A 23,868-nucleotide genomic window follows, 5' to 3' on the forward strand; every position below is an offset into this window, starting at 1 on the left:
GGGCACAATCGTGTCCGACGGCGCCCTTCCTCTTCCGGCGGACGCCGGACCCGCGCCTCCGGACGCGTGAGAGTATGAAGCCATGAGCGATCAGCACGACACTCAGCCCGGAGATCAAACTGYCGACGACGTGCCCGTCGAAGGCACACCCTTGGACGACGTCCTGCCCCTGGCCKGCGCCCCGGTGGCATCGCCGGCTTCAGTCCCGCACGGCCACGCCGGTGGTCCAGGCCCCGTACCCAGGCCGCCCCGGGGAAGTGAACTTCAGGACCTGGTGGACGAACCCGCGAAGGTCATGCGGATCGGCACCATGATCAAGCAGCTTCTGGACGAAGTGAAGTCAGCGCCCCTGGACGACGCGGCCAGGGTCCGCCTGGCCGAAATTCACGAGCGCTCCATCAAGGAACTCGAGGACGGCTTGGCCCCGGAGCTCGTTGAGGAGCTCGAACGGATCAACCTGCCCTTTCCGGAGAACGCCACCCCCTCCGACGCCGAACTCAGGATTGCCCAGGCCCAGCTGGTCGGCTGGCTTGAGGGGCTCTTCCACGGCATCCAGACGGCCATCGCGGCTCAGCACGCCGCCCGAGAGCACGCCTACGCGCAGATGCAGCTGCGTCAGCTGCCGCMGGGAACGGTGATCGCACCCGGCGTCATCATCGGGGAGAACGGCGAACCGGTTCGCGCCGCCGCGCCGCGCCGCGGCGCTGACCCCTCCCAGCCTCCCGAGCCCGCCGACCCGGACCACGGGCCCGGCCAGTACCTTTAGCGCGACCTTGGGCTTMTTCAGCGCGGCGCGGCAAGGGCGCAGGGATGACGCCGAACTCGGCAAGGGTCTCTGGCGGCGCGCCCATGACCGCTTCAACCGCGGACTGGACCGCTACCACCAGGTCCTCGAAGGGGTCGAGGATGCGGCACTGTACGGCGAGCTCGTCGACGTCGCGAACCAGCTTTCCGCGCTCGCCCCCCGGGTCCGGGAGATCTGCGTGGAGGCCCAGCGGCGATATCCCAGTAACGGACTGGATATTCCCGGCCCGCTGGCAGGTGTCCACCGCGCACTCTCCACGGCGGGCAATTCACTCGCCATGACGGCGGAAGCGGCGGCGATGCTCCGCCTCGCCGTAGGGCCGGTCCCGGCGGGCGCCGCGTCCGTGCGGCGGCGCGCCGACGCCGTGCTGGAACAAGTCCACGACGCCGAACGGCGGCTTGCGGAGGCGGCCGGCAGCGGCCCGGCGCCGGGTATTCCCGGTTAAGCGCCTAGCTTAGCTTCGCCCTGGCGCTGGCCGGACTGCACCGATGTTGGCAGGATAGTTATATGACTTTTTCACCGGAACTGACTTTCAATGACGGCAACACCATTCCCCAGCTTGGCTACGGGGTGTGGCAGGTTGAAGATGACGTGGCCGAAAAGGTGGTTGTCCAGGCGTTCGAGGCCGGCTTCCGCCACATCGACACMGCCAAGATCTATGGCAACGAAGCAGGGGTTGGCCGCGCTATCGAGCGTTCCGGCCTCAAGCCCGAGGAAATCTTCATCACCACCAAGCTGTGGAACGCGGATCAGGGCTACGAATCCACCCTGAAGGCATTCGAGGAGTCCATGGAGCGGCTGGGCCTGGACACCCTGGACCTGTACCTCATCCACTGGATGCAGCCCAAGCAGGACAAGTACGTTGACACCTGGAAGGCTCTCATCGAGCTCCAGAAGCAGGGCCGGGTCAAGACGATCGGYGTCTCCAACTTCACCAAGGAGGGCCTGCAGCGCCTGATCGACGAGACCGGCGTGGTGCCGGCGATCAACCAGGTCGAGCTGCACCCGTTCTTCAACCAGGCCGAACTGCGCGAATTCAACGCTTCCAAGGGCATCCTCACCCAGGCATGGTCGCCGCTGGGCCAGGGCGGCGAGCTCCTCGAGAGCCCTGTCATTKCCCAGATTGCCGCCAAGCACGGCGCAACGCCTGCCCAGGTAGTCATCGCCTGGCACCTGGCCATCGGCAACGTCGTCATCCCGAAGTCCGTGACCGAATCCCGGATCCGCGAGAACTACGCGGCCCTCGATGTCACCCTTGACGAGACCGACGTCCAGGCCATCAACGGACTGGACCGTTCCGCCGAAGGCGCTGGKCGGATCGGCCCGGACCCGGCAGTGTCCGACTTCGCTTAAGCAACAGTCCTAAGGCACCGGCCCGGCGCTTCACAGCATCAGGCCGGTTGACCGGCCGGCGTTCGCAGAGGGCCTTCACCCCGCACGGGGTGGAGGCCCCTTCTGCTGCCCGGCCATTCCCGCCGGACGGGACGGTGCCGAAYGGGCCTGCRCTGTGCCGCGCCGGATTCAGGCGKAAGCCCGGTGCCACACCGGACTCAGGCGGCGGCCCGGCGTACCTTTCCCGGGATAGCATCCACGACCGCCCAGCCGTCTTCGCCCGAAACGCACCGGCTGGCGAAGCGGTCCGCGGCGGCAGCGTCATCAAAGCTCTCGGTGCGGATCCGGCCGGAGTCTGTGTCCCAGTAAGTGACTTMGAAGTACTGCGCGCTGTCCTGTGCGTTGTCGCAGTGCTGCTGGAAATGCTGCTGGAAATCCTGGTTGTTCTCCATGATTCCAGTGTGCAACCGACCTCCGACACTAAGAGTTCACGCCTCCGGCGTGTTGCCGAGCCGCAGCACGCGTTCCCGGGCCAGGACTTCCTTGCGGCGTTCCCGGTCCGCTGCCCTCGCCGTCTGCTGAGCCATGGCCGCAGCCAGCTCGTGACGCTTTCGTGCCGCCTTGAGCTCGGCTTCGGCCAGATCAAGGCGCCGCCGGAGCTCGTTCGCCTCATCGGCCAACCGCCTGGTATCGGCTGTGGCCTCGTCCAGTTCCGCCGCCGCGCTGCGTGCCTCGTCGTCGGCCGCCGCGGCGGCCTCTTCGGCATTCTGGAGCCGGGCCCGGGCCCGTTCCACCGCCGACGGCGCCGGGGTCACCTGCGCTTTCCCGGCAACCCGGAGACGGGGCTGAACCGCCGGGGGTTCTCCGCCGGGTAACCCGCCGTCGGCTCCTCCGTGCGCGGCTCGGGCGACGGCTCCCCGGGCCTGAAGGCTCCCCGGGACGGCCACCGCGCCGGCGAGATCGACGACGTCGACCCCGTCCGCCGAGAGTGCCCGGAGCAGGCAGCCGCTCTGAACGGCTGCTGCTGCCCCGGCGTCCGTGGCGGCAGCCCGCAGGGTCTGCTCCACTTCCGCGGCCACGGCGGCGCTGATCGGCCGGCCCTGCCGAACTGCCAGTTCGCGTGCCRCCTTCACGGCTCCGGAAAGCAGCTGCCGCCGTTCCTGTGCGAGGCGGCGAAGGCCCGCAGCGTCCAGGGCGGACTGCGCGGCCTGCATCGACGTCCCCAGTTCGGCCAGCTCCCGCAGCACTTCGGGGCTGTGCGCCGCCATCATGTTCACCGCCCACGCGGCCAGGGAGGGTTTGGGCAGGGCCCGCACTTCGGCCGCCAGGGCCCTCTGCCCCGMGGCAGCGATGTTCTCGGAACTGAGGCGGCGGGCGGCAGCCGTTCTTGCCGCCACAAACTCGCCGTACGGCAACGCGTACAGCGGCCCGGCAATGCCCGCAAGTCCCGGGGTTCCCATGCAAGAATCATAGAAGTCCCGGCCCGGCCGCGAGCCACGGCTCGCGGCCTTGTCATGAGACCCGGCGGCGCCCCGATACTGAGGAGTATTCACTTGATCGAAATTGGCGGGCTACCGGCCCACGTCCTGCTCGTCCACGCCGTGGTGGTGCTCGGACCGCTTGCGGGTCTGGGCGCCATTGTCTACGCCGTGGCACCGCGCTGGCGGAGCTACCTGGCCTGGCCCCTAGGCGTGTTGTCGCTGATTCTGATTCCAGTGACGCTGTTGACGGCTCAGGCCGGCGAGCAGTTGGAGAAGGCCCGTCCGGCGTCGGCCCTGGTCCGCGAGCACGCCCAGCAGGGCGATGTGCTCAAGGTGTTTTCGGTGATTTTCTTCGTCATCGTCGCGGCCATGCTGGTGGTCACCTATGAGCCCTTCGGCCGGCGTCTGGCTTTCCTCGGCGGACTGCGGGACAACCGGATCGTCCKAGTGGTCCTCCTCATTGCCGGCGCCGTCGCGGGCGCTTTCTTCATCTACCAGAGCGTCATCACGGGGCATTCCGGCGCGGCGTCCGTCTGGAGCCGCTAAGTCCGCGCTTCGGCACGCCCGTGACCCGCTGACGGGCGCCGGCTTCTGCGCAGGGTGATAAGGAGCAGGACGAGGGCCGCCGCCTGCAGCGCCGCCACCGCAGCAATGAGCACCGGCCGCGCGCCGTAAAGCGATCCGTACAGTAGCCCGCCCGCCAACGCCCCGGCCCCTTCGAACGCCGCGAACACCCCGTAGGCCGTKCCCTGCCGGGGCTGCGGAACGAGATCGGCCACCAACGCCTTGACCGTTGAGTCCTGGATGCCCGTGGCKGCGCCCCAGACCAGGACGCCGGCCAGAACGAGTCCGGCACTCGGTGCCAGGGCCAGGACAGGCACCCCCGCGATCAGCACGGGCAGACCGATCAGTACGGCCGCCCCGGCACGGTCGTAAAGGACGCCACTGGCGAGGGCCCCGACGGCGGCCGATCCCATGGCGGCCGCGTACAGCAGCGGAACGACTGCGACGGGAACCGCCACGTCGGMCGTCAGATGGTAGGAGATGACGCCGAAAGCCACCAGGCCGGCGCTCCAGAAGAAGGCGGCGGCGGCAAACAGGACAAAGACGCCGGAAAAAACCGACGGCGGCCGGCCGCCGTTCGCAAGGGGAAGCGCAGAACCCGACGACGAAGCCGGCGACGAACCCGGTGCCGAAGCTGGGACGGACCCGGGACCCGAGCCCGGTGGCGCGGCGTCTGCGGGGAACTCGGTGCCGGCGGCAACGGGCGCTGCCGGGACGTCGCCCGGGTCCGGCACCCTGCGACGCAACCACACGAGGATCGCCAGCGCCGCGGCCGCCGGAAAGACGAGCACCGCAAACGCCGCCGACAGCGAGCCGGTGGCCACCAGCACCGCGGAGACGAGCAGCGGTCCCAGGAGCGCGCCGGCCAGATCGAGGGATTTGTGGACGGCGAAGCCACGGCCCCGGCCAACCGGCCCGGCAGCAGCAGCCAGCAGGACAGTCTTCGCCGGGCTACGGACGGCTTTGCCAACCCGGTCCCCGATCAGGAGCGCGGCCGCCAGCGCCAGTCCGGCGGATCCGGCCAAGGGCGCCAACGCCAGCAGCGGGACGCACACCGCCGTGAGCACGTACCCGGCCATCGTGAACGTCCAGTATTTCCCGGTGCGATCCGCCCAGGGACCGAACACCAGCCGCAGCCCCTGCGCCGCGGCTTCCGCGGCACCCGTCACGAGACCCACAAACAGCGCTGATGCGCCGAGCTGGGCGAGCAGGGGACCTCCCAGTGGCCGGGCGCCGTCGGACACCATGTCCGTGGCGAKGCTGACTAGGCCGAACGCCACCACTGTGCCCCATTGCGGGCGCGCCCGCGGGCCTCGCCGTCCGCCGGTCCGTGCCGGCGGACTTTCCTGCTGCCGGGCTGGCAGCCTGCGGCCGGGCCGTTCCATTCCCTAAGGCTCGCCGACGGCCCGGAAAAAGACAATACGCAGGTCAGGGCGCTGTGGCCCTGCCGTGGCGCGGGAGGAAATATTGGGCKAAGTGGACCGTTTTCGGCATCTGCTTGGTACTTTTTGAGAGCCGATCCGCGTTGTGCGGGCCGGGGGGACCCACATCGACGGATTGAAAGGCTTCACAACCATGAGCTCACCCCAATACCAGGGCTACGCGCCCGCATCCGCAAAGACCAACGGCCTGGCCATMGCGGCGCTGGTTTCATCCTTCTTTATCAGCCTGCTTGGGATCATCCTGGGTCACATCGCCCTGAACCAGATTAAAACCACCGGTGAAAGCGGCCGCGGCCTGGCCATCGCCGCACTTGTCATCGGCTACGCGTCCATCGCCTTTGCGGTGATCTTCCTCGTTGTCATCATGGGCACTGCGGCCGCAAACCGCTAAGACTCGGCAGACGGCCCCCTCCGGCACCGGCCGGAAGGGGCCGTTTGCGTCCCGCCTGCCGCCCCGGGCCACCAGGGCCGCACCCGCACGCCACTCTCAGGAGGAACTGTGAAGCTGCTTTCCAACCCGCCCCGCCACGCGGCCCGTCKACCTTCCATGCCTGCCGCCCTTCTTGGAATTGCGGTGGCTGCCGGGCTGGCTTTCGTCGGCGTCTCCGTGGCCGCGCCGCCCCCGGCCATGGCCGCAACAACCCCGACGCCGACCGGCTGGCTGCACACCTCCGGCGGCACCATCCTGGACTCGAACAACGCCCCGTACACGATCAAGGCAGCATCCTGGTTCGGCATGGAAACCCCTGACTGCATGCCGCACGGACTGTGGACCCTGACCATCGACGACGCCCTGGCCAACATCAAGTCGATGGGCTTCAACACCCTCCGGCTGCCCTTCTCCAATGAGTGCCTGGCCGCGACGTCCATCAAGGGAAGCCTGAACTACTGGGCCAACCGTGCCTACGGGCTCGAGGGCAAGACGCCCCTGTTTCTGATGGACACGGTGATCGCCCGCGCCAAGGCCAACGGCCTGCACATCATCCTGGACCGGCACCGGCCGTCCTCCGCGGACCAGTCTCCGCTGTGGTACACCTCCGCATACCCGGAGTCGAAGTGGATCGCCGACTGGAAGATGCTMGCCGCGCGCTACAAGAAYGATCCCACCGTCATCGGCGCCGACCTTCACAACGAGCCCGCCGGCGCAGCGACCTGGGGCGGGGCCGCCGCCACCGACTGGCAGGCCGCAGCCACCCGTGGCGGGAACGCCGTCCTGGCCTCCAACCCCAACCTGCTGATCATCATCGAGGGGATAGAGAACCAGGGCAACGGCACGTCCACCTGGTGGGGCGGCGGCCTGGCCGACGTCAAGAACAAGCCCGTCACCCTGGCCACACCCAACCGCGTAGTATATTCCCCGCACGACTACCCCGCGTCGTTGTTTGCGCAGAAGTGGTTCAGCGATCCCAGCTACCCGAACAACCTGCCGGCCGTCTGGGACGCCAACTGGGGCTACATCCAGAAGCAGGGCATCGCCCCGGTTCTGCTCGGCGAATTCGGGACCGCGCTGCAGACCACGTCCGACAAACAGTGGATGGAGAAGATCGTCTCCTACCTCGGGACCAACTCCATGAGCTTCGCGTATTGGGCGTTCAATCCGAACAGCGCGATCACCGGGGGCCTTGTCCAGTCGGACTGGCGCACCCCGGAGACTGCCAAACTGGCCGCGCTCGCCCCGATCCTGAAGAGCACCCCGTCCCCGACGGCATCGCCGACGGCGTCCCCGTCGCCGACTGTCACGGCGTCCCCGACGGCTACCGCCACCGCAACACCGACGCCCACAACCACTGCGACGCCAACCATCACTGCATCGCCGTCGCCCTCGCCGTCGCCGACGGCGTCCGCGTCTCCCGCGCCGACGTCGGGCGGGCCCATCAGCGCGGTCTKGAAACTCACCAGTTCGTGGACCGGTGGCTACGTGGCCAACATTGAGGTCACCGGGCTCCGGGCGGCCGCCGGCTGGAGCGTGAGCTGGCCCGATGCGAATGTCACCCGGGTGGCCAACTCCTGGGGCATCACCTGTACGGTCATACCCAAGGTGTCGGTGACCTGCAGCGGATCGGACTGGGCCACCAAGATCGCCGCCGGCCAGAAACTGTCCGTGGGCCTGCAGGTGGACTCGCTGATGGCCCCCGTCAACCCGGTGCTGACCCTCAAGTAGCCGGACCAGCCCGGCTCGTCGCCGTCGGCGTTGTGATTGAGCCAGCCGCACTGGAAGGACCCCGGGGAAGACATTTCCCGGGGCTTCCTTGCATCGAAGGTCGGGACCATGCTGACCGCGGCGCCGGGCACATGGACTAAAGGCACGGTCTTCAAGTGCCGCTGGCTGCGCAACGGTGTCATTATCTCGAACGCCTGCACGGCCACCTACAAAGTCAGGACGGCCGACAGGAACGCGAAGATCACCGTCCGGGTCACCGGGCCGCTTCTTGGCTACACGACCGCGCCCCGGGACAGCGGCGCGTTCATCGCACGCTGAGCGCCGGCCTCCCCAGGTGGTTGGGCCGCCGGGCTTATCGACAGATGTTCCGAAACCGGCGCATGGTTAAGGCTTGGGGCGGGCCCGATCGCCCTCTTCTGCCAGCTTCCGTTGCCCGCACTTCTCTTGGGGGATAACTTGAAGAAACGCACCACGCGCCTGCTGGGCACCGCGACCCTGACGGGCATACTCCTCACGACCGCGGCCTGCGCCGACCCGCAGGCGAGCACGCAACCGATCTCCACAACCCCGGCCGCACCCGCTACAACGACCACGGCGGCTGCCTCTGCCCCGGCCGCAAGCGAGACCATGTCTGCGGCCCCCGCCCCGGCGACACCCCGGGCCGCAGCACTGCAATCGTTCACGTTCCCGGACGGCCACATTTCGTTCACTCACCCGGCCGGCTGGACGGTCAAGGTCAAGCCTGGTCCGGCCCTCAACGCGGAAGCCCAGAAGAACTCGTTCGAAGCGATCATCTCGGATGCGTCCGGCACAGAATTGGCCCGCATGTACAGCGGCATGTACGGCGACGGCGCCGCCGGGCCGGCAAGTCGGACCATCCTGGACCACACACCCGTGCCCGGCGTCACCAACATGGCGGGGGAAGCCACAGAGTTCGGCTTCGCCTATGACGAGTACCCGGGGACCACCGGAGGCCCTTACTACTTCATGGACGTCCGGAACGCCAGGGAATTCCTGGCAACCACCGACTCCTCCGGCTCCAACCAGATCCTGCTGCCCAACGGGGTCCTGAGCGCCCGGGTCGTCTTGTCCGATGCGCCGTCCACACCGGCTTTTGCTTCCCCGGCCGAAGCGAAAGCCTGGATGGGCACAGAGCGCTACGCGCAGCTGAAGGCGATGCTGTTGAGCCTGCGATACGCCTAGGCAAAGGGCACCGTCAGTCCATGAGAGATCATGTCCGCTGGGCCGACGGAGCATGGTCGTTGCTTGTCCTGTTCGCTGCTGCGGTGACGGCGTGCGGGCTGGCCGAGTCGTTCAGCCTCATCGTCAGGTCACCCACGGACGCGGAAGGGCACGGCCTGGTATTCCTCGGATCCACGGCGTTCGCGGCGTCTGCCGTGTGGGCGAGGCTGAGGCGAAGGCCGCTCTGGGTGTCGATTTTGACGGCGCTGCCCGCAGTGGTCGTCGGAGGGTTGTCCGCGGAAATGCCTGACGGGCTCTACGCCCATTTGGCGGGGCTCTTCCTGGTCCCCGCAGCGCTGAGCGCGATGCTGGCGGACCTGCTGTTCCCCGACCCTCAAATTTTGCCGGCCTGGGACGCCGAGGCCGATCCCGCCAACTGATTCCTGTGCCACCGCTGTCAGTGCGGCCAGCAACTCGCGCTTCTTCGCGACGGACGACGGGGACGCGTTGTGAACCTGGATGATTGGCATCCACCGGGACTCGCACGATCCGCCATAGTGTCCGAAGCGGTCATCCTTTAGGCTCAGTCTGTTCCGTCCGAGGCGAGATGGCCCGGACCGGCTCTATTGGGGGTTTGTGATGGCGGGATCTACGGGGTGTGCAGGCAACGCGAGACGGCTGTCGAAGCCTTTGAACGGCGCGGCCCTTGTCGTGCTGCTATCGGCAGGATTGGCGGCGTGCTCCTACGAGGCGCCGTCCCCGCAACCGGTCGGCTCAAAGGTCAGCACCCACACGGAAGCAGCGACAGCCCCGTCAGAGACGGGAAGAAGTTCGGCGCTGGGGCCAGTGGTGTCCGATTCGTTCGGCAACCCGGACTACTACACGACGATTCCCGGTGACACGGCCGCCGTTGTGGCCGGCTCCTTCAGGATGTCCGAGGCGAAACTCGCTGAGTTCAACGGCCTGAAGCCCGGGGCACCCCTGGCGCCGGGCACGAAGCTCCGCCTCATCCCCGCCCCGGGGCCGATCACTGGTGCGAAGGGAGCGGCCGTCGTCGATGCAAACGGCATCCCCACCAGCTACGTCGTAGAGCCCGATGACACCCTGGGCGGGATCACCTACCGGTTCGGACTCACCGAGGAACAATTGGCCGAAGCGAATAAAGTCCCGTACGCCTACGAGAAAGGCAATACGTACTTCATCCGCACCGGAAAGCACCTCCAGCTGCAGAAGAACCCGGTCGACAGCAGGTCCGGTACGGGAACTCGCGTCAACAATTCATTCGGCCAGACCATCATTTACACCACCGTCGACGGCGACTCCCTCGACAGCCTCGGCTACCAGTTCCGGTGCGCCACGGACCAGCTGCTGCAATACAACCCGTCCCTCACCACGGATCGGCCCATCCCTGCAGGGACCAAGGTGAGGCTGATGCCCGGCGAGCTCAAGATTGAYGGCGCCCAGGGCTCCTTCACCGCCGACGCGGACGGGATCCCCCTCACCTACACGACGGCCCCGGGGGACACCGACCGCCAGATCGAGTTCCGGTTCAAGGCCCCCGACCTGGAATGGGCGAACCGCCCGCTCACCGGCACCGACCGCGTCTGGTATGACTTCTCTGACCTGCCCTCCGGGGAGTTGGCCCCGGGCCAGACCATCAGCCTTGCCCTCAACAAACCCATCCACAAAGGGTCATCCTGACGTGGGCCGGGCTCCCGCGTAACCCTGAAAGTATGGATCGCGGCTGTATCCGACTCAGAAATTCCCAAAGGTCCGGTTGCGGAGGACGCCCGGCGCTGAGACGCTAGCCGGCTTCGCTCTGGATACGGTCCTTTACGCTTTGAGGCATGGTCGAGCACGCGTCGTCGTCGGCGCGCCGATCAGCGTGGTTGTCGGCGGTGTCAGTGATGCCGACCGTCGCGACGGCCGCCTGCCATCCGCCCAGGCCGGCGATCTGCCGCGGCACCCAGACGTTCGCGGCCCCGTTCACCAGGTTCCACACCGCGGGGTGGACGCCGTCGCCGAGGTAGATTCCACCGTTGGGGTCTCTCCTGACCAGATCCGGCAGGGGCAGGACGCCCATCAGTTGAGCAGACTGGTAATCGGCCATGTTCCACGGCGGTGTTCCGAAGTAGTACCAGCTGGCGGCGCAGACACCGTACAGGTGAGGGCCGAACTGGGCGTAGTTCAGGTATAGCTCCAAGGTCCGTTGGGGGCTCAGCGTGTAACTGAACTGGGTTGCCAGGACGGCCTCGATGCCTTTGCGGGCGGCGCTCTGGTCATCCCAGAGGAAGATGTTCTTGACCAGCTGCTGCGGGATTGTGGAACCGCTCGGGTCGGGCTTTCCCTGGAAATACGCCTGTGCCCTGGCCTGGAAGTMTCCGAGGTCGAAAGCGCCAGAGCGGGTGCCGAGTTGTTCGTCTTCATGGGCGATTGTCGCGGCGAGCAGGTGCCGGCTGATGTGGTCGATCGAGACGAACTGGTAGACGTTGGGCTCGCCGGCCTCCAGCATGTAAGCGGTGCGCGGCGGGGTMACGCCCATGCTGAACATAAACGCAATGATCTGGACCAGAACCAGCGGGGCGATCAGAGCCAGCAGGAGTTTGCGGCGCCACTTCCGCTTAGGACGTTTGCCTGGCTGATCGACCGGAGGGACAGGCTGCTTAGCTTGATCCGGCTCCACCGCAGGCGGGCCTACAGTCGGCGACGCAGGCTCCTGAGACTTCAGGGCCCCGGGGACCGGGTAGCTGACAACTTTCGCCGGCGCTTCCTCCGGTCCCTCCGTAGTCCACAGGCCAGGCTGACCGTCCTGCGAGATTGGGCCTGGCACCGGATAACTGACGACCTTCGCAGGTGCAGTGCCAGGACGGCCAGATCGTGGAGGGTGGTCCGGCGGTGGCCGCCGCGGCGGGGTCGGTGATGTCGGGTAGTCCATCAGTTTGCCTTCGCTGCTCGCTCCCGGATAAATCTCAAAGAGATGAAGGATGGGACGAAATTCTACCGGGCAGTCCTGGGAATCGCTCTCAGCCGGCTACGCGGTGGGCGGCCGCTGCACGCCTGGAGTTCTAAAATCAGTCCGTGACCGGGAGGAGCGCCGGCGGGGCTGGTGAGGGTCCGGCCGTTCTCGGCGCGCCCCGTGCGGTCGCAAGGGCATCCCATGGCCACCAGCAAAAAACCCCGTATCCCCGCTGAATCAGCGGAACTACGGGGTTCTTCCCGAGCTTCCTGCCAGAATCGAACTGGCGACCTTCTCATTACGAGTGAGACGCTCTACCAACTGAGCTAAGGAAGCAACCACATGAAAGCCCGGCGAACCGGGCGGATCATGCAAGAGATAACTGTAATAGAGTCCCGGCGTCCGGGTCAAAATGAGCATCCGCAGCCCCCGCCGGCCGAGCAAACCGTACCGAGCAGACGCTACCTAGCAGACGGTGTTGTCCGCCGGAGTCTTGCCGTCCACGAGGTAGTCATCGACGGCGTTGCCGATGCAGCTGTTGGAGCGGCCATAAGCCGTGTGGCCCTCGCCCTTCCACGTCAGCAGCGAGGCATTCCCGAGCTGCTTGCGCAGGGAGCTGGCCCATTCCACGGGGGTGGCCGGATCGCCAGTGGTTCCCACAACAACAATGGGGGCCGACCCCTTGTACTCCACCGGGGCCGGGGTCCGGACGTTCTTGTACGGCCAGTCCTTGCAGTTGGTTCCGCCGTAGGCGAAGTAGTAGCCCAGGGTGGGGGAGAGCTGGCGCAGCTTCTGGTCCTCGGCCCGCATGGAGGCGGTGTCGGTCACCATGGGGTAGTCCAGGCAGTTGATGGCGTTGAAGGCGAAGGAGCTGTTCGACGTGTAGGTGCCACTAGGGTCCCRGTCGGCGCCGAAGTCGGCCAGTTGCATCATGCCCGTGCCGTCGCCAGCCAGGGCCTGCCCGAGCGCCCGGGTGAGGATCGGCCAGTTGTCATTGTTGTAGAGCGGGATGATGAGGCCGCTGACGAACGTCGACCCCGAGACCTTCCGGCCGTCCTTCGACGGCAGCGGGTTGGCCTCCGCGGCGTTGATCGCGTTGCGGATCTGCTGGACGCCGTCCTCGGCGMTACCCGTCATCGGGCATCCGCTGGTCTGCTGGCAGTTGGCAACGTAGGTGTRCAGGGCCTTGTCGAAGGCCACGGTCTGGCCGGCGGTCAGTTCCTCGTAGCTCAGAGACGGATCCAAGGCGCCGTCGAGGACCAGCCGTCCGACGTTGTCCGGGAACAGCGACGCGTAGGTGGCGCCCAGGAGCGTCCCGTAGGAGTAGCCGAGGTAGTTCAGCTTGGCGTCGTTGACCACACCGCGGAGGATGTCGAGGTCCTTGGCCGCGCTGACGGTGTMGATCTGGCCCAGGACCGGCCCGGTGTTCTCTGCGCATTTGGCTGCGATGGCCTTGTTGTCGGCCAGGGCCGCTTGCAGCCCGGCATCGGTGTCCAGGGCATAGGTCTTGGCGCGGGACGCGTCACGTTCCGCGTCCGTGAGGCACGTGACCGGGGCGGAGCGCTTCACGCCGCGGGGGTCGAAGCCCACGATGTCATAGGCGGACCGGACCTTCTCCGAAATGTTGGTGTTGGCCGCGTCCCTGACGAAGTCATAGCCCGATCCGCCCGGGCCGCCCGGGTTGACCAGAAGGGTGCCCTTCTTGGTGCCCTTCGTGGGGAGCTTGATGGCGGCGAGTTCGATGTGKTCACCGTCAGGTTTGCTGTAGTCCAKCGGGACCTTGATTTTGGCGCACTGGAAGCTGCTCTCGCACGGCTTCCAGTCGATCCGCTGGKAGTAGAAGCTGCGCAGTTCCGCGGGCGCCGCCGCGGCGATCGAGGGGTCCGCCTGTCCCGATGCGGCCGCCGACGTTGCCGCACCAGAGCCGCCGCCGCTGCCACCACCGAAAAGGCTGCACGAGGCCAGTGTCAGGGCCAAGGCCACGGCGCCGACGGCCCGCATGCCGATCGCCAGGGATCGGGATCTTGCGGACTTGGGTCGAGCAGGCTTCATGCGGATCTCCTTGGASGATAGGAACGAAAGCGATGGTGTCGGTGGAGTGGCCGCGGCCATCAAATCAGGCTGGAGGCCATGGACTCAATCGCCAGCAGCGGAGCCACGTTAGTGGTGGTGATCCGTTTGCGGGCCTTGTTGATGGCGTCCATGCGGGCAAGGGTCACTTCGGCGGTGGAACGGGAAGCGAAGTCTTCGAGTTCACTCCGGAGTTCAAGGTTGACCAGTTCCACGGCGTTCCCCATCTGGATGATCAGGACATCCCGGTAAAAGGACAGCAGGTCCGTCAGCGTGCGGTCAAGGGAATCGGTGATCGAGCGCTTGGCCCGGCGTTTCTGGTCGTCCTCGAGCTGCTTGACCTGGCCCCGCATGGCMGGCGGCAGCGTACCGCTTTCGGGCGCCCCGAGGGTGGCCAGCAGCGCCGCTTTCTCGGCGGCGTCGCGCTCGTCATTGGAACTGGTGGCTTCCTCGGTGGCGATCTTGACCAGCTTCTCCGCCATCATGACCGCCGCCGTGACACCACGCAGGGACAGCGGAAACCGAACGGTCTCGAGGCGGCGCTCGCGGGCCTCCGGGTCCCGGGCCAAGCGGCGGGMAATCCCCACGTGGCTCTGCGCCGCGCGGGCAGCGCGCTCGGCAACCGCTGGATCCACGCCGTCGCGCTTGACCAGCAGGGCCGCGACGTCGGCGGCGGGCGGGAGCCGCAGCGCCACCGGACGGCAGCGGGAGCGGATGGTCACGAGGACATCGGCGGGGGAGGGGGCGCAGAGCATCCAGACGGTGCGGGGTGTGGGTTCCTCAATGGCCTTGAGCAGGACGTTGGTGGTGCGCTCGGCCATCCGGTCCGCGTCCTCCACCACAATGATCCGCCACCGGGCCGACGACGGCCGGTTCCCGGCGGTGGACACGAGCTCGCGCGCCTCATCAATGGTGATGGTGACCCTTTCGGTGCGCACGAACGCGACGTCGGAATGGGTTTCGCCGAGAATGGTCAGGCATGCCGGGCACTCGCCGCACCCGCGCTGGCTGACGTCCTCCTGGTCGCAGTTCAGGGCCGCGGCGAAGGCCTTGGCGGCGTTGGAGCGGCCGGAACCGGGCGGACCGGTGAATAGCCACGCATGCGTGAGGCCTTCGCCCTGGGCCGCCTGGCGTAGCTGGGCCACGACGGCGTCCTGGCCCTGGAGGTCGTCCCAGACGGTCATGCCGTGCTGCTTTGGGCGACGGCCAGCAGGGATTCGACGCGCTCAAAGATTCGTGCGGCGAGTTCGGTGACGGGCAGACGAGCCGGAAGCACCAGATAGGCCTCGGGCCGGGCGGCGGCCAGGTCCAGGAAAGCTGCCCGGATCTTGGCGTGGAATTCGTCGGCTTCGGACTCGAGGCGGTCTTCGGCTGCGTCGCCGGCGGTGCGCCGCTGCCGGCCGACGGCGGGGTCGACGTCGAGCAGTACCGTGAGGTCCGGCTGCAGGCCCGACGTCGCCCAAGCGTTGATGTCCCGYACCGCCTCCGTCCCGAGGCCGCGCCCGGCGCCCTGGTAGGCGACCGAGGAGTCAATGTACCGGTCCGTGAGGACGATCTCGCCGCGTTCCAGGGCCGGCCGGATAACCTGGCTCGCATGCGCCGCCCGTGACGCCGCGAAAATCAGGGCCTCGGTGTGGGCATCGATGTGGCCGTGCCCGTGATCCAGCACAAGGGAACGCAACTTCTCGCCGATCGGCGTGCCGCCCGGCTCCCGGGTCCGCAGCACCGTGAAGCCGCTCGATTCCAGGGCTTTGGCGAGTTCAGCCGCTTGGGTGGACTTGCCGGCGCCGTCTCCGCCCTCGAAGGCAATGAACAGTCCGGGCAACAGACCGGGCAACTGTCGAGGGGACGCTCCGGGGCTCTGGGTAGTCACGGTTCTAGACTACCGACAATCACCGACACCAGAGTCTGCGGCGTAACGGCTTGGGTGCCCTGAGGGGCCCACACGTACCCTGTCTCCATGAGTCTTTCTGAAGAACTGACCGCAACGCTTTCGCCGGAGTCCTTGGTCGTGGCAGCAGGGCGCCCGCCGCGCACCCGCGACGAACCGGTCAACCCGCCGCTGGTGCTGTCCTCCACATACTTCGGCACCGGACCGCTGGGCGACGGCGACCGCGGCTACGGCCGCTATTCCAACCCCACGTGGGATCCCTTCGAAGAGGCGCTGGGCCAGTTGGAAGGCGCGGACCTGCCGGGCCTGCTCTACGCCTCGGGACTCGCCGCCGTCAGCTCGGCCCTGTCTCTGGTGCCCGCCCAGGGCGTGCTCGTGATGCCGTCRCACAGCTATGCGGGCTCGGTCACCATGGCCACCGAACTGGCGGCCAAGGGCTTCCTCGAATTGAGGACGGTGGACATCGCCGACACCGACGCCGTCCTGGCCGCGCTCGCCCCGGCCGGCGGGCGTGCCGCCAGCATGCTGTGGCTGGAGAGCCCCACCAACCCCATGCTCGGCATCGCCGACATGCGGGCCCTGACCGCCGCGGCGCACGAGGCCGGCGCGATCGTCGTCACGGACAACAMCTTTTCCACGCCGCTCGTGCAGCAGCCCCTCAGCCTGGGCTCCGACGTCGTGCTGCATTCGGTGACAAAGTACCTCTCCGGGCACTCCGACGTCGTGCTCGGCGCCCTGGTGACCTCCGACGCCGGTCTCCGCGCCGCGCTGCTGCACCACCGCACCATCCACGGCGGGATCGCCGGACCGTTTGAGGCATGGCTGGCCCTGCGCGGGCTCCGGACCCTGGCACTGCGGATCGAGCGATCGCAGGCCTCCGCGCAGATCCTGGCCGAGCGGCTGGCCGTTCATCCGCGGGTTGCCGCCATCCGTTTCCCCGGCCTGACTTCGGACCCCGGCCACGAGCGTGCCAAGGCACAGATGAAGGGATTCGGTTCCATCCTGTGTATCGAGGTGGCGCCGGTACGTGGGCACGACGGTAGCCTCAGCGGCGCGGAGGCGGCGGACCGCATGATCCGTGCCCTCCACCTCTGGCTTCCGGCCACATCCCTKGGCGGAGTGGAGTCCCTGATCGAACGCCGGCGCCGGCACACGGMCGAGCCGGAGAGCGTGCCGGACAATCTAGTCCGGATGAGCGTGGGAATTGAAAACGTGGAAGACCTTTGGGCCGATTTGGAGCAGGCGTTGGGGACGCTGGACGGCTAGGCTGGGGGAGTGGACGGACGCTTACTCATTTTCTATGTCGAATCCGGGATCTACCTGGTCCTGGCGATCGTGGCCTTTGCCTTGGAGGCATGGGCATTTTTCGACTGCCTCCGGCACAAGGCCAACGCGTTCGAGGCCGTATCGAAACGGACCAAGACCTTCTGGCTTGCCTTGACCGGCGGCGCCTTCGCCGTGGGCCTCTTCTCCCTGCTCGCGCAGCTGGGAAGCGGCGGCGGAGCCAGCTCGCTCGGMATTTTCGGGCTTGCCGCCGTGACAGCAGCGTCTGTCTATCTCGCCGACGTTCGCCCCGCGGTCAAGGACGCCGGCCGAGGCCGCAATATGGGCCCCTACGGCCCCTGGTAGTCCCCGCCGGCCCCTAAGCTCGCAAGCTCGCTCAGGGAACCCTGCCGTCGTGGGCCCACCCGCCGGCCCCGGCTAATTCCCCGGGGCCACAGCGTCCCAGCTCACCGTGACTTCGCCCAGCCGCCACCGCGACGGGCCGTCTTGGACGGGCCAGCCGGCGTCGAGCAGCGCGCGGCACATCGCTGACCAGCGCTGGCGGTTGCCGAAGGACGCCAAGGGCGCCGCCTCCAGCCAGGCCTTGTCCATCGCCTGAAGGTAGGCGTGGATCTTTTCGCCGGGCACGTTGCGGTGGATCAGGGCCTTCGGCAGCCGTTCGGCAACGTCGGAGGGCAGCGCGAAGGCGCCAAACCGCATGGACACGCTCAGGCTCAGCGGCCGCTCGGCGTCGAGCGCCACCCAGGCGGCGCGGCGACCGATTTCATCACACGTGCCGTCGACGAACAGCCCGCCCGGGGCGAGGCGGTCCTGTACGAGCCGCCAGATGCCCGGCACGTCGGCTTCCTCGTACTGCCGGAGCACGTTGAAGGCCCTCACCAGCACAGGATCTCCGGCCACAGGCAGTTCAAAGCCGCCCAGTTGGAAACTCAGGCCGGGCCGTTCCAGTGCCTGGGCCTGCCGGACCCGTTCCGGTTCGATTTCGATCCCCACGACCMGCACGTCCGCGCGGACCGTGGAGAGTCGGTCAAAGAGTTCGACGGCGGTGGCCGGCGAGGCGCCGTAACCGAGGTCGACGGCGAGGGGATCGGCCGCGGCGCGCAGGCGCCAGGCTTGCGGGCCGGTCAGCCAGCGGTCCACGCGGCGCATCCGGTTGGGGTTCGTGGTTCCCCKGGTCACGTTGCCCACCGGCCTGCCGCCGCGGACACCGCTTTTCGCCCMGCCCTGGTTCCGGGGGGCCAGCACCCGTTCAGCCTTCTGCACCACAGCCCCAGCCTATCGTCCAGGCTTCCACCATCGCGGGGTCAGATCACGGGCGGCCCMAGGATGGGCCGCATCTGACCCCGCGTTGCTGTGAAACGCACGCGGTGTAACGCTCTGCGCCGCCCGCGGGGGCTCGGCTAGGATAAAAACCATGACCTACAAGCTGATTCTGCTGCGCCACGGCCACAGCGAATGGAACGCCAAGAACCTGTTCACCGGCTGGGTGGACGTTGACCTGAACGACCAGGGCCGCGCCGAGGCGGTGCGCGGCGGTGAGCTCCTCGTGGAGAACAACATCCTCCCCGACATCCTCTACACCTCAAGGCTGAAGCGGGCCATCAACACGGCGAACCTGGCCCTTGAGAAGGCCGACCGCGGCTGGATCGACGTCAAGCGTGACTGGCGCCTGAACGAGCGCCACTACGGCGCCCTGCAGGGCAAGGACAAGGCCCAGACCCTCGCCGAGTACGGCGAGKAGCAGTTCATGACCTGGCGCCGTTCCTACGACACCCCGCCGCCGCCCCTGGCCGACGACTCCGAGTTCTCCCAGGTCGGGGACCCTCGCTACAAGGACCTCGGCGACGCCGTCCCGCGCACCGAATGCCTMAAAGACGTCCTGATCCGGCTGCTGCCGTACTGGGAATCGGACATCAAGGCCGACCTCAAGGCCGGCAAGACCGTCCTGGTCACGGCCCACGGCAACTCGCTCCGGGCCCTGGTGAAGCACCTTGACGGCATCAGCGACGAAGACATCGCGGGCCTGAACATCCMCACCGGCATCCCGCTCGTCTACGAACTGGATGAGAACTTCAAGCCGCTGAACCCGGGAGGCACGTACCTTGACCCCGAGGCCGCCGCCGAGTCCATCAAAGCCGTCKCCAACCAGGGTAAGAAGTAAGTAGTTCCCGCCCTGCGCCAAGCGCAAACCCAAGGGCAAAGCGCAGCACGAAGCGACGCGCAAGAGCTTAGAGAACAAACGACGGCGTCCGGTCACCCCCAAKGTGACCGGACGCCGTCGTTGTATCTGCGTTGTGCCTGCGGGAAAGCCGCCGTCAGATGTGTTCGATAGTGTTCGGCTGCCACGCACCGGTGACCAGGTAGGTCACCTTCTGGGCTACGGAGACGCCGTGGTCGGCGAAGCGCTCAAAGTAGCGGCTGGCCAGGGCAACGTCTACCGTGGTGGCCGGGGACTCTTGCCAGTCGCTGCGCGCGATCGCCTTGAAAACGCTTAGGTGAAGGTCGTTGACAACACCGTTGGCCCTCATGATTTCCCGGGCAACGCCGAGGTCGCGGGTTGCCAGCAGTTCGGTGAGCTTCTGGGCGATCAGCAGATCCTGTTCGGCGAAGCTCTTGAAGGTCTCCCTCAACTGCTCCGGGACTACGGTTGCGGGGTAGCGCAGTCGTGCCAGCTGGGCCAGATGGCGGGCGAGATCGCCCATGCGTTCCAGCGAAGCGCTMATCCGGAGCGAACCCACGAGCATCCGTAGGTCGMTCGCCACCGGGCCCTGGAGGGCCAGGATGTCAATGGCGTGTTCGTCGAGACTGTTTTGCAGGAAGTCGATCCGGGCATCGGCGGCAATCACGTCCTCGGYGAGGTCGATGTCGGCGCCCTGGAAAGCCGTCGTGGCCTTGTCGATGGCCTCCGTGACCAGCGTTGAGATCTCGACGAGCTGCTCCCTTACCTGGGCGAGCTCCTCCTGAAAAACCTTACGCACGTGTGCGTCCTTTCCTCGGAAATATTGCCTGCAATTGAAGTGGCKGGCCTATTTCGGTTCGCCTGCCGGCGCTCCAACTGTCAACTCTCTCAGTGTCTGGTGAACTGTTACGCCCCAATAGGTGAACGTTAGCTGAACCGGCGCCGGAATCGCAGGAGATTTCGGTTTCGTCMGCTTGGCAGAGCATAAGCTGGAGCCGTGGATCCAATGCTCATCGGCGTGATCGCCGGCCTGATCGGCCTCTCGTTTGGCATGTTCGGCGTACTCGCATTCCGGGTCAGTGAGCAGCAGCGGCACATTGTCGACGTCGACGTCGAGGAACCCTCGCTGCCCGAGGGCGCCGCGGAGGTGCTCGCCGTCCTCGGCCGCGCGTTCGTGGTGGTCGATGCGATCGACGGCGTGGTCCGCGCCAGCCCCGCCGCCTACGCCTACGGCCTGGTCCGCGGGCACACCGTGGTGCACCAGCAGCTGCTGGAAATGACCGCCAAGGTKCGCCGTGACGGGGTCATCCTGGAAAGGCAGCTGGAGCTGCCGCGCGGCCCGCTCGGCMAGGGGACGATCGTTGTGCAGGTCCGGGCCGCCGTGATCGCCGAGGAATATATCCTCCTGCTCGCCGATGACCGCACGGAGTTCACCCGCACCGAGGAAGTCCGCAACGACTTTGTCGCCAACGTCTCCCATGAACTGAAGACACCGGTCGGGGCGATCTCGCTCCTGGCGGAGGCCCTCGAGTCATCCGCTGACGACCCCGAGGCCGTCAAACGCTTCGCCAAGCGCATGCACAAGGAATCGACACGGCTCGCCGCCCTGGTCCAGGACATTATTGAGCTTTCCCGGCTGCAGGGCGCCAACGTCGCGCAGCAGGGCCGCCCGGTGGACATCAACACGGTGGTCAGCGAGGCCGTGGACCGCTCGCAACTGCCCGCCGAGACCAAGAACATCCAACTGGTGGTCGGCGGCCACGCCGACGCCATGGTCTACGGGGACCAGGACCTCCTCGTCACCGCGTTGCGCAACCTGATCGACAACGCCATCCGTTACTCGCCGGAGAACACCAAGGTAGGCATCGGCGTCCGCTCCAAGGACGGCCTCGTGGCTGTCTCGGTGACGGACCAGGGTGAGGGGCTCAGCCCTGAGGACCAGGAGCGTGTCTTCGAACGCTTCTACCGGGTGGATGCCGCCCGCTCGCGGCAGACCGGAGGCACGGGGCTGGGCCTGAGCATCGTCAAGCACGTCATTTCCAACCACGGCGGTGAGGTAACCCTGTGGTCCCAGCTTGGCAAKGGTTCCACCTTCACCATTCGACTTCCCGAGATGGAGGGCCAGGACGACGCCGACGGCGCCGGGGCCGGCAAAGCCGCCGCCGCCCACCCTTCCAGCCAGGACCCCAGACCGCAACGACGTGACGCCGCCGGCGTCCATGAGCAAGGAGCTAGCGCTTGAGCAGGATTCTTATTGTTGAGGACGAGGAGTCCTTCAGCGACCCCCTGTCCTATCTGTTGGGCAAGGAAGGGTTCGAAGTGGASGTGGTGGACAACGGACTCGACGCCATCACGGAATTCGACCGCAACGGCGCCGACCTCGTCCTCCTGGACCTGCAGCTGCCTGGCCAGTCGGGCACCGAAGTCTGCCGCCAACTCCGGCAGCGCTCCAGCGTCCCGGTGATCATGCTGACTGCGAAGGACTCGGAAATCGACAAGGTGGTGKGCCTGGAGCTGGGCGCCGACGACTACGTCACCAAGCCCTACTCCTCGCGGGAGCTCGTGGCCCGCGTCCGCGCCGTCCTGCGGCGCCAGAGCGAGCCTGAGGAGCTCGTCTCCAGCACGGTGCAGGCCGGTCCCGTCCGGATGGACATCGAACGGCACGTCGTGAGCGTCGGTGGCGAGCAGATCGCACTGCCCCTCAAGGAATTCGAGCTGCTGGAAATGCTGCTGCGGAACTCCGGCCGGGTCCTGACCCGCGGCCAGCTGATCGACAGGGTCTGGGGCTCCGACTATGTGGGGGACACCAAAACCCTCGACGTCCACGTCAAACGGCTGCGCAGCAAGATTGAGCCGGATGCCTCGGCGCCGCGATACCTGATCACCGTCCGCGGGCTGGGTTACAAGTTCGAGCCGTAGGGATGGGAGACGCCGCCGTGGACTAGCTGCCGGGGTTATGCGCCGGAACTAGCCGCCGCCCTGGACGAGTGACCGGGGCGGCCCGGAGGCCAGGGAATGTAAAAGGTATGCAAAAGGAGTGGCACCCGCGGGTGCCCCTCCTTTTGCAATGCTTTGGCAGTCCGTCCAGCCGCGAAGGCTGCTGGGCGGGTTTAGTGGTCGGGGGCTAGTGGCCCGCGGTGCTGCTCGGCGTCGGCGTGGCCGTTTCGGTGGACGTTGCCGTGCTGCTGGAAGTCGCCGTGCTGCTGGGGGTCGCCTCCGGCGTCGGCAGGTACGTCTTGTAGTCCACGATCGTGCCGTCCAGAACCGGAACCTTGAACTTGGCGTCCATGTTGGTGCCGCTCTCGGAGATCGTGACCTCGGTCATTGCGCCGGGCTTGGCGCCGGCGGGGGTCAGGAGCACCGCGGCGGTGGAGTCGTTGAGCATGGTGTGGGAGTTCTGCTTCACCGGCACCTCGGCCTGTGACCCCTCCGCGCCCTTGATGGTCAGCACCACGTCCTTGGAGGAGGTGTTGTACACGGCGCCGATCACGCGGCCCGGCTTGTCCTGGCCGTCGGCAACGATGATGAAGTTGCGCAGCTGCAGCGGGCCGAGATCAGTGCGGGTTCCGTCCGACGCCGAGTACTGCTCCGAGGTCTGCTGGGGGTTGATGTAGCTGCAGCCAGTCAGGGACAGCAGCCCGATGCCAAGTGCAGCCGTTGCCATTGCCAGCTTGCCGCGCTGGCCCCGGTTCATCGCAGTGAAAMGCACGTCACGCACTCCTTGAGAGTCTTGAAACATTATTCAGCCATAGCCTAGCCGCAATCGGCCTCAAACAAGGATTCGGCGCCTACACATAACCGCGCGGATGGGTGTGTCYAGGCAGCCGCGGCCCGTTCCGCGGGAGCCCGAAACCTCTTGGCAGTTAGCGTCGAAGGCACTATTATCTGCATCCGTCAAGGGGTTTGAGGGGGTGGATTAAGGCCATTTTCCCCGGATTYATGCGGTTCCCGGCACCTTTGGATGCCAGTTGTATGCCTTAATCGTGATAAACTGGTCTGCGGGAAAGGGGAATGTCCACATGGTTTTTGAGGTCGGCGAGACAGTAGTTTACCCTCACCACGGTGCAGCCAAAATTGAAGAAATCAAGATGCGCACCGTCAAGGGCGAAGAGAAGATGTATCTCAAGCTCAAGGTGGCTCAGGGTGATCTGACCATTGAAGTTCCAGCAGAAAACGTTGACCTGGTTGGGGTTCGGGACGTAGTGGGCAAGGAAGGCTTGGAGCACGTATTTGACGTGCTGCGCGCCGAGTTCACTGAAGAGCCCACAAACTGGTCGCGTCGTTACAAGGCAAACCTGGAAAAGCTTGCTTCCGGTGACGTCATCAAGGTAGCAGAGGTCGTCCGTGACCTTTGGCGCCGTGATCACGACCGGGGACTCTCCGCGGGAGAGAAGCGCATKCTGGCCAAGGCCCGCCAGATCCTTATTTCGGAACTGGCACTGGCTGAAAAGACGGATGAAGAGAAGGCTGCAAGCGTTCTCGACGAGGTCTTGGCTTCCTAGCACAAGGCCGGCTCACCTA

The 23,868-nt window shown here is 66.7% G+C and carries 26 protein-coding genes and 1 tRNA gene; 16 read left to right on the forward strand and 11 right to left on the reverse strand.

The features are described from left to right. Positions 1–82 precede the first annotated feature (82 nt). From AC1DBQ_RS08345 to AC1DBQ_RS08355, 3 genes are all read left to right on the forward strand, one after another. Entirely contained in the window at positions 83–766 is a 684-nt protein-coding gene (locus tag AC1DBQ_RS08345) for a bacterial proteasome activator family protein (RefSeq protein ID WP_476928056.1), read from the forward strand. A 7-nt stretch (positions 767–773) separates the two neighbouring features. Then, positions 774–1,250, forward strand: a complete 477-nt coding sequence (locus AC1DBQ_RS08350; protein WP_476928057.1) for a hypothetical protein — start codon at positions 774–776, stop codon at positions 1,248–1,250. A 62-nt stretch (positions 1,251–1,312) separates the two neighbouring features. Next, positions 1,313–2,158, forward strand: a complete 846-nt coding sequence (locus AC1DBQ_RS08355) for an aldo/keto reductase (protein ID WP_476928058.1) — start codon at positions 1,313–1,315, stop codon at positions 2,156–2,158. Positions 2,159–2,355: 197 nt separating this feature from the next. Here AC1DBQ_RS08355 and AC1DBQ_RS08360 read toward each other — a convergent pair whose 3' ends face one another. Both AC1DBQ_RS08360 and AC1DBQ_RS08365 read right to left on the reverse strand, forming a co-directional pair. Further along, a complete protein-coding gene (locus AC1DBQ_RS08360) occupies positions 2,356–2,589 on the reverse strand; it encodes a hypothetical protein (protein WP_476928059.1) in 234 nt (77 codons plus the stop codon). 36 nt (positions 2,590–2,625) lie between these two features. Beyond that, complete coding sequence (locus tag AC1DBQ_RS08365) at positions 2,626–3,597, reverse strand: hypothetical protein (RefSeq protein ID WP_476928060.1); 972 nt, start codon at positions 3,595–3,597, stop codon at positions 2,626–2,628. Positions 3,598–3,690: 93 nt separating this feature from the next. Here AC1DBQ_RS08365 and AC1DBQ_RS08370 point away from each other — a divergent pair, with 93 nt between their 5' ends. Then, positions 3,691–4,164, forward strand: coding sequence for a DUF2231 domain-containing protein (locus AC1DBQ_RS08370; protein WP_476928061.1), 474 nt, complete (start codon positions 3,691–3,693; stop codon positions 4,162–4,164). Here AC1DBQ_RS08370 and AC1DBQ_RS08375 read toward each other — a convergent pair. Continuing rightward, entirely contained in the window at positions 4,161–5,462 is a 1,302-nt protein-coding gene (locus AC1DBQ_RS08375) for an MFS transporter (RefSeq protein ID WP_476928062.1), read from the reverse strand. The genes AC1DBQ_RS08370 and AC1DBQ_RS08375 overlap by 4 nt on opposite strands. Positions 5,463–5,757: 295 nt before the next feature. Here AC1DBQ_RS08375 and AC1DBQ_RS08380 point away from each other — a divergent pair, with 295 nt between their 5' ends. From AC1DBQ_RS08380 to AC1DBQ_RS08405, 6 genes are all read left to right on the forward strand, one after another. Next, a complete protein-coding gene (locus AC1DBQ_RS08380) occupies positions 5,758–6,015 on the forward strand; it encodes a DUF4190 domain-containing protein (protein WP_476928063.1) in 258 nt (85 codons plus the stop codon). Between the two features lie 108 nt (positions 6,016–6,123). Continuing rightward, complete coding sequence (locus AC1DBQ_RS08385; RefSeq protein ID WP_476928064.1) at positions 6,124–7,785, forward strand: cellulase family glycosylhydrolase; 1,662 nt, start codon at positions 6,124–6,126, stop codon at positions 7,783–7,785. 36 nt (positions 7,786–7,821) lie between these two features. Continuing rightward, positions 7,822–8,103 carry a hypothetical protein gene (locus AC1DBQ_RS08390; protein WP_476928065.1) on the forward strand — a complete coding sequence of 94 codons (282 nt, stop codon included), beginning with the start codon at positions 7,822–7,824 and terminating at the stop codon, positions 8,101–8,103. A 138-nt stretch (positions 8,104–8,241) separates the two neighbouring features. Continuing rightward, positions 8,242–8,988: a hypothetical protein gene (locus tag AC1DBQ_RS08395; RefSeq protein ID WP_476928066.1), complete on the forward strand. Its 747-nt coding sequence runs from the start codon at positions 8,242–8,244 to the stop codon at positions 8,986–8,988. A 20-nt stretch (positions 8,989–9,008) separates the two neighbouring features. After that, positions 9,009–9,407, forward strand: a complete 399-nt coding sequence (locus AC1DBQ_RS08400) for a hypothetical protein (RefSeq protein ID WP_476928067.1) — start codon at positions 9,009–9,011, stop codon at positions 9,405–9,407. A 409-nt stretch (positions 9,408–9,816) separates the two neighbouring features. Further along, the gene (locus AC1DBQ_RS08405; RefSeq protein WP_476928068.1) at positions 9,817–10,668 is read left to right on the forward strand and encodes a LysM peptidoglycan-binding domain-containing protein; all 852 of its coding nucleotides are present in this window, start codon (positions 9,817–9,819) and stop codon (positions 10,666–10,668) included. Positions 10,669–10,771: 103 nt separating this feature from the next. Here AC1DBQ_RS08405 and AC1DBQ_RS08410 read toward each other — a convergent pair whose 3' ends face one another. From AC1DBQ_RS08410 to tmk, 5 genes are all read right to left on the reverse strand, one after another. Next, entirely contained in the window at positions 10,772–11,650 is an 879-nt protein-coding gene (locus tag AC1DBQ_RS08410) for a transglycosylase domain-containing protein (protein WP_476928069.1), read from the reverse strand. A gap of 536 nt (positions 11,651–12,186) precedes the next feature. Further along, positions 12,187–12,259, reverse strand: a tRNA-Thr gene (locus AC1DBQ_RS08415). A 129-nt stretch (positions 12,260–12,388) separates the two neighbouring features. Continuing rightward, positions 12,389–13,975, reverse strand: coding sequence for an alpha/beta hydrolase (locus AC1DBQ_RS08420; RefSeq protein ID WP_476928070.1), 1,587 nt, complete (start codon positions 13,973–13,975; stop codon positions 12,389–12,391). 59 nt (positions 13,976–14,034) lie between these two features. Then, positions 14,035–15,177, reverse strand: coding sequence for a DNA polymerase III subunit delta' (locus AC1DBQ_RS08425; RefSeq protein WP_476928071.1), 1,143 nt, complete (start codon positions 15,175–15,177; stop codon positions 14,035–14,037). After that, complete coding sequence (gene tmk / locus AC1DBQ_RS08430) at positions 15,174–15,830, reverse strand: dTMP kinase (RefSeq protein ID WP_344363132.1); 657 nt, start codon at positions 15,828–15,830, stop codon at positions 15,174–15,176. The genes AC1DBQ_RS08425 and tmk overlap by 4 nt, the downstream gene beginning before the upstream one ends. Before the next feature lie 123 nt (positions 15,831–15,953). On the opposite strand from tmk, the gene AC1DBQ_RS08435 reads away from it, so the two are divergent. Both AC1DBQ_RS08435 and AC1DBQ_RS08440 read left to right on the forward strand, forming a co-directional pair. After that, a complete protein-coding gene (locus AC1DBQ_RS08435) occupies positions 15,954–17,150 on the forward strand; it encodes a trans-sulfuration enzyme family protein (protein WP_476928072.1) in 1,197 nt (398 codons plus the stop codon). 9 nt (positions 17,151–17,159) lie between these two features. Next, entirely contained in the window at positions 17,160–17,513 is a 354-nt protein-coding gene (locus AC1DBQ_RS08440; protein ID WP_091255337.1) for a DUF2516 family protein, read from the forward strand. Positions 17,514–17,585: 72 nt separating this feature from the next. Here AC1DBQ_RS08440 and AC1DBQ_RS08445 read toward each other — a convergent pair whose 3' ends face one another. Continuing rightward, entirely contained in the window at positions 17,586–18,434 is an 849-nt protein-coding gene (locus tag AC1DBQ_RS08445) for a class I SAM-dependent methyltransferase (protein WP_476928073.1), read from the reverse strand. A 148-nt stretch (positions 18,435–18,582) separates the two neighbouring features. Between AC1DBQ_RS08445 and AC1DBQ_RS08450 the strand changes: the two genes are divergently transcribed. After that, positions 18,583–19,329, forward strand: coding sequence for a phosphoglyceromutase (locus tag AC1DBQ_RS08450; protein WP_476928074.1), 747 nt, complete (start codon positions 18,583–18,585; stop codon positions 19,327–19,329). A 154-nt stretch (positions 19,330–19,483) separates the two neighbouring features. On the opposite strand, the gene phoU is transcribed toward AC1DBQ_RS08450, so the two are convergent. After that, entirely contained in the window at positions 19,484–20,146 is a 663-nt protein-coding gene (phoU, locus tag AC1DBQ_RS08455; RefSeq protein WP_476928075.1) for a phosphate signaling complex protein PhoU, read from the reverse strand. A 207-nt stretch (positions 20,147–20,353) separates the two neighbouring features. On the opposite strand from phoU, the gene AC1DBQ_RS08460 reads away from it, so the two are divergent. Together AC1DBQ_RS08460 and AC1DBQ_RS08465 are read left to right on the forward strand one after the other, a co-directional pair. Then, entirely contained in the window at positions 20,354–21,589 is a 1,236-nt protein-coding gene (locus AC1DBQ_RS08460) for a sensor histidine kinase (protein ID WP_476928086.1), read from the forward strand. Continuing rightward, a complete protein-coding gene (locus AC1DBQ_RS08465; protein ID WP_476928076.1) occupies positions 21,586–22,266 on the forward strand; it encodes a response regulator in 681 nt (226 codons plus the stop codon). The genes AC1DBQ_RS08460 and AC1DBQ_RS08465 overlap by 4 nt, the downstream gene beginning before the upstream one ends. A gap of 205 nt (positions 22,267–22,471) precedes the next feature. On the opposite strand, the gene AC1DBQ_RS08470 is transcribed toward AC1DBQ_RS08465, so the two are convergent. Further along, entirely contained in the window at positions 22,472–23,041 is a 570-nt protein-coding gene (locus AC1DBQ_RS08470; protein ID WP_476928087.1) for a hypothetical protein, read from the reverse strand. A 325-nt stretch (positions 23,042–23,366) separates the two neighbouring features. Between AC1DBQ_RS08470 and AC1DBQ_RS08475 the strand changes: the two genes are divergently transcribed. Next, entirely contained in the window at positions 23,367–23,849 is a 483-nt protein-coding gene (locus AC1DBQ_RS08475; protein WP_476928077.1) for a CarD family transcriptional regulator, read from the forward strand. Positions 23,850–23,868: the final 19 nt, after the last annotated feature.

The organism is Arthrobacter sp. 10T413_2 (assembly GCF_056394205.1).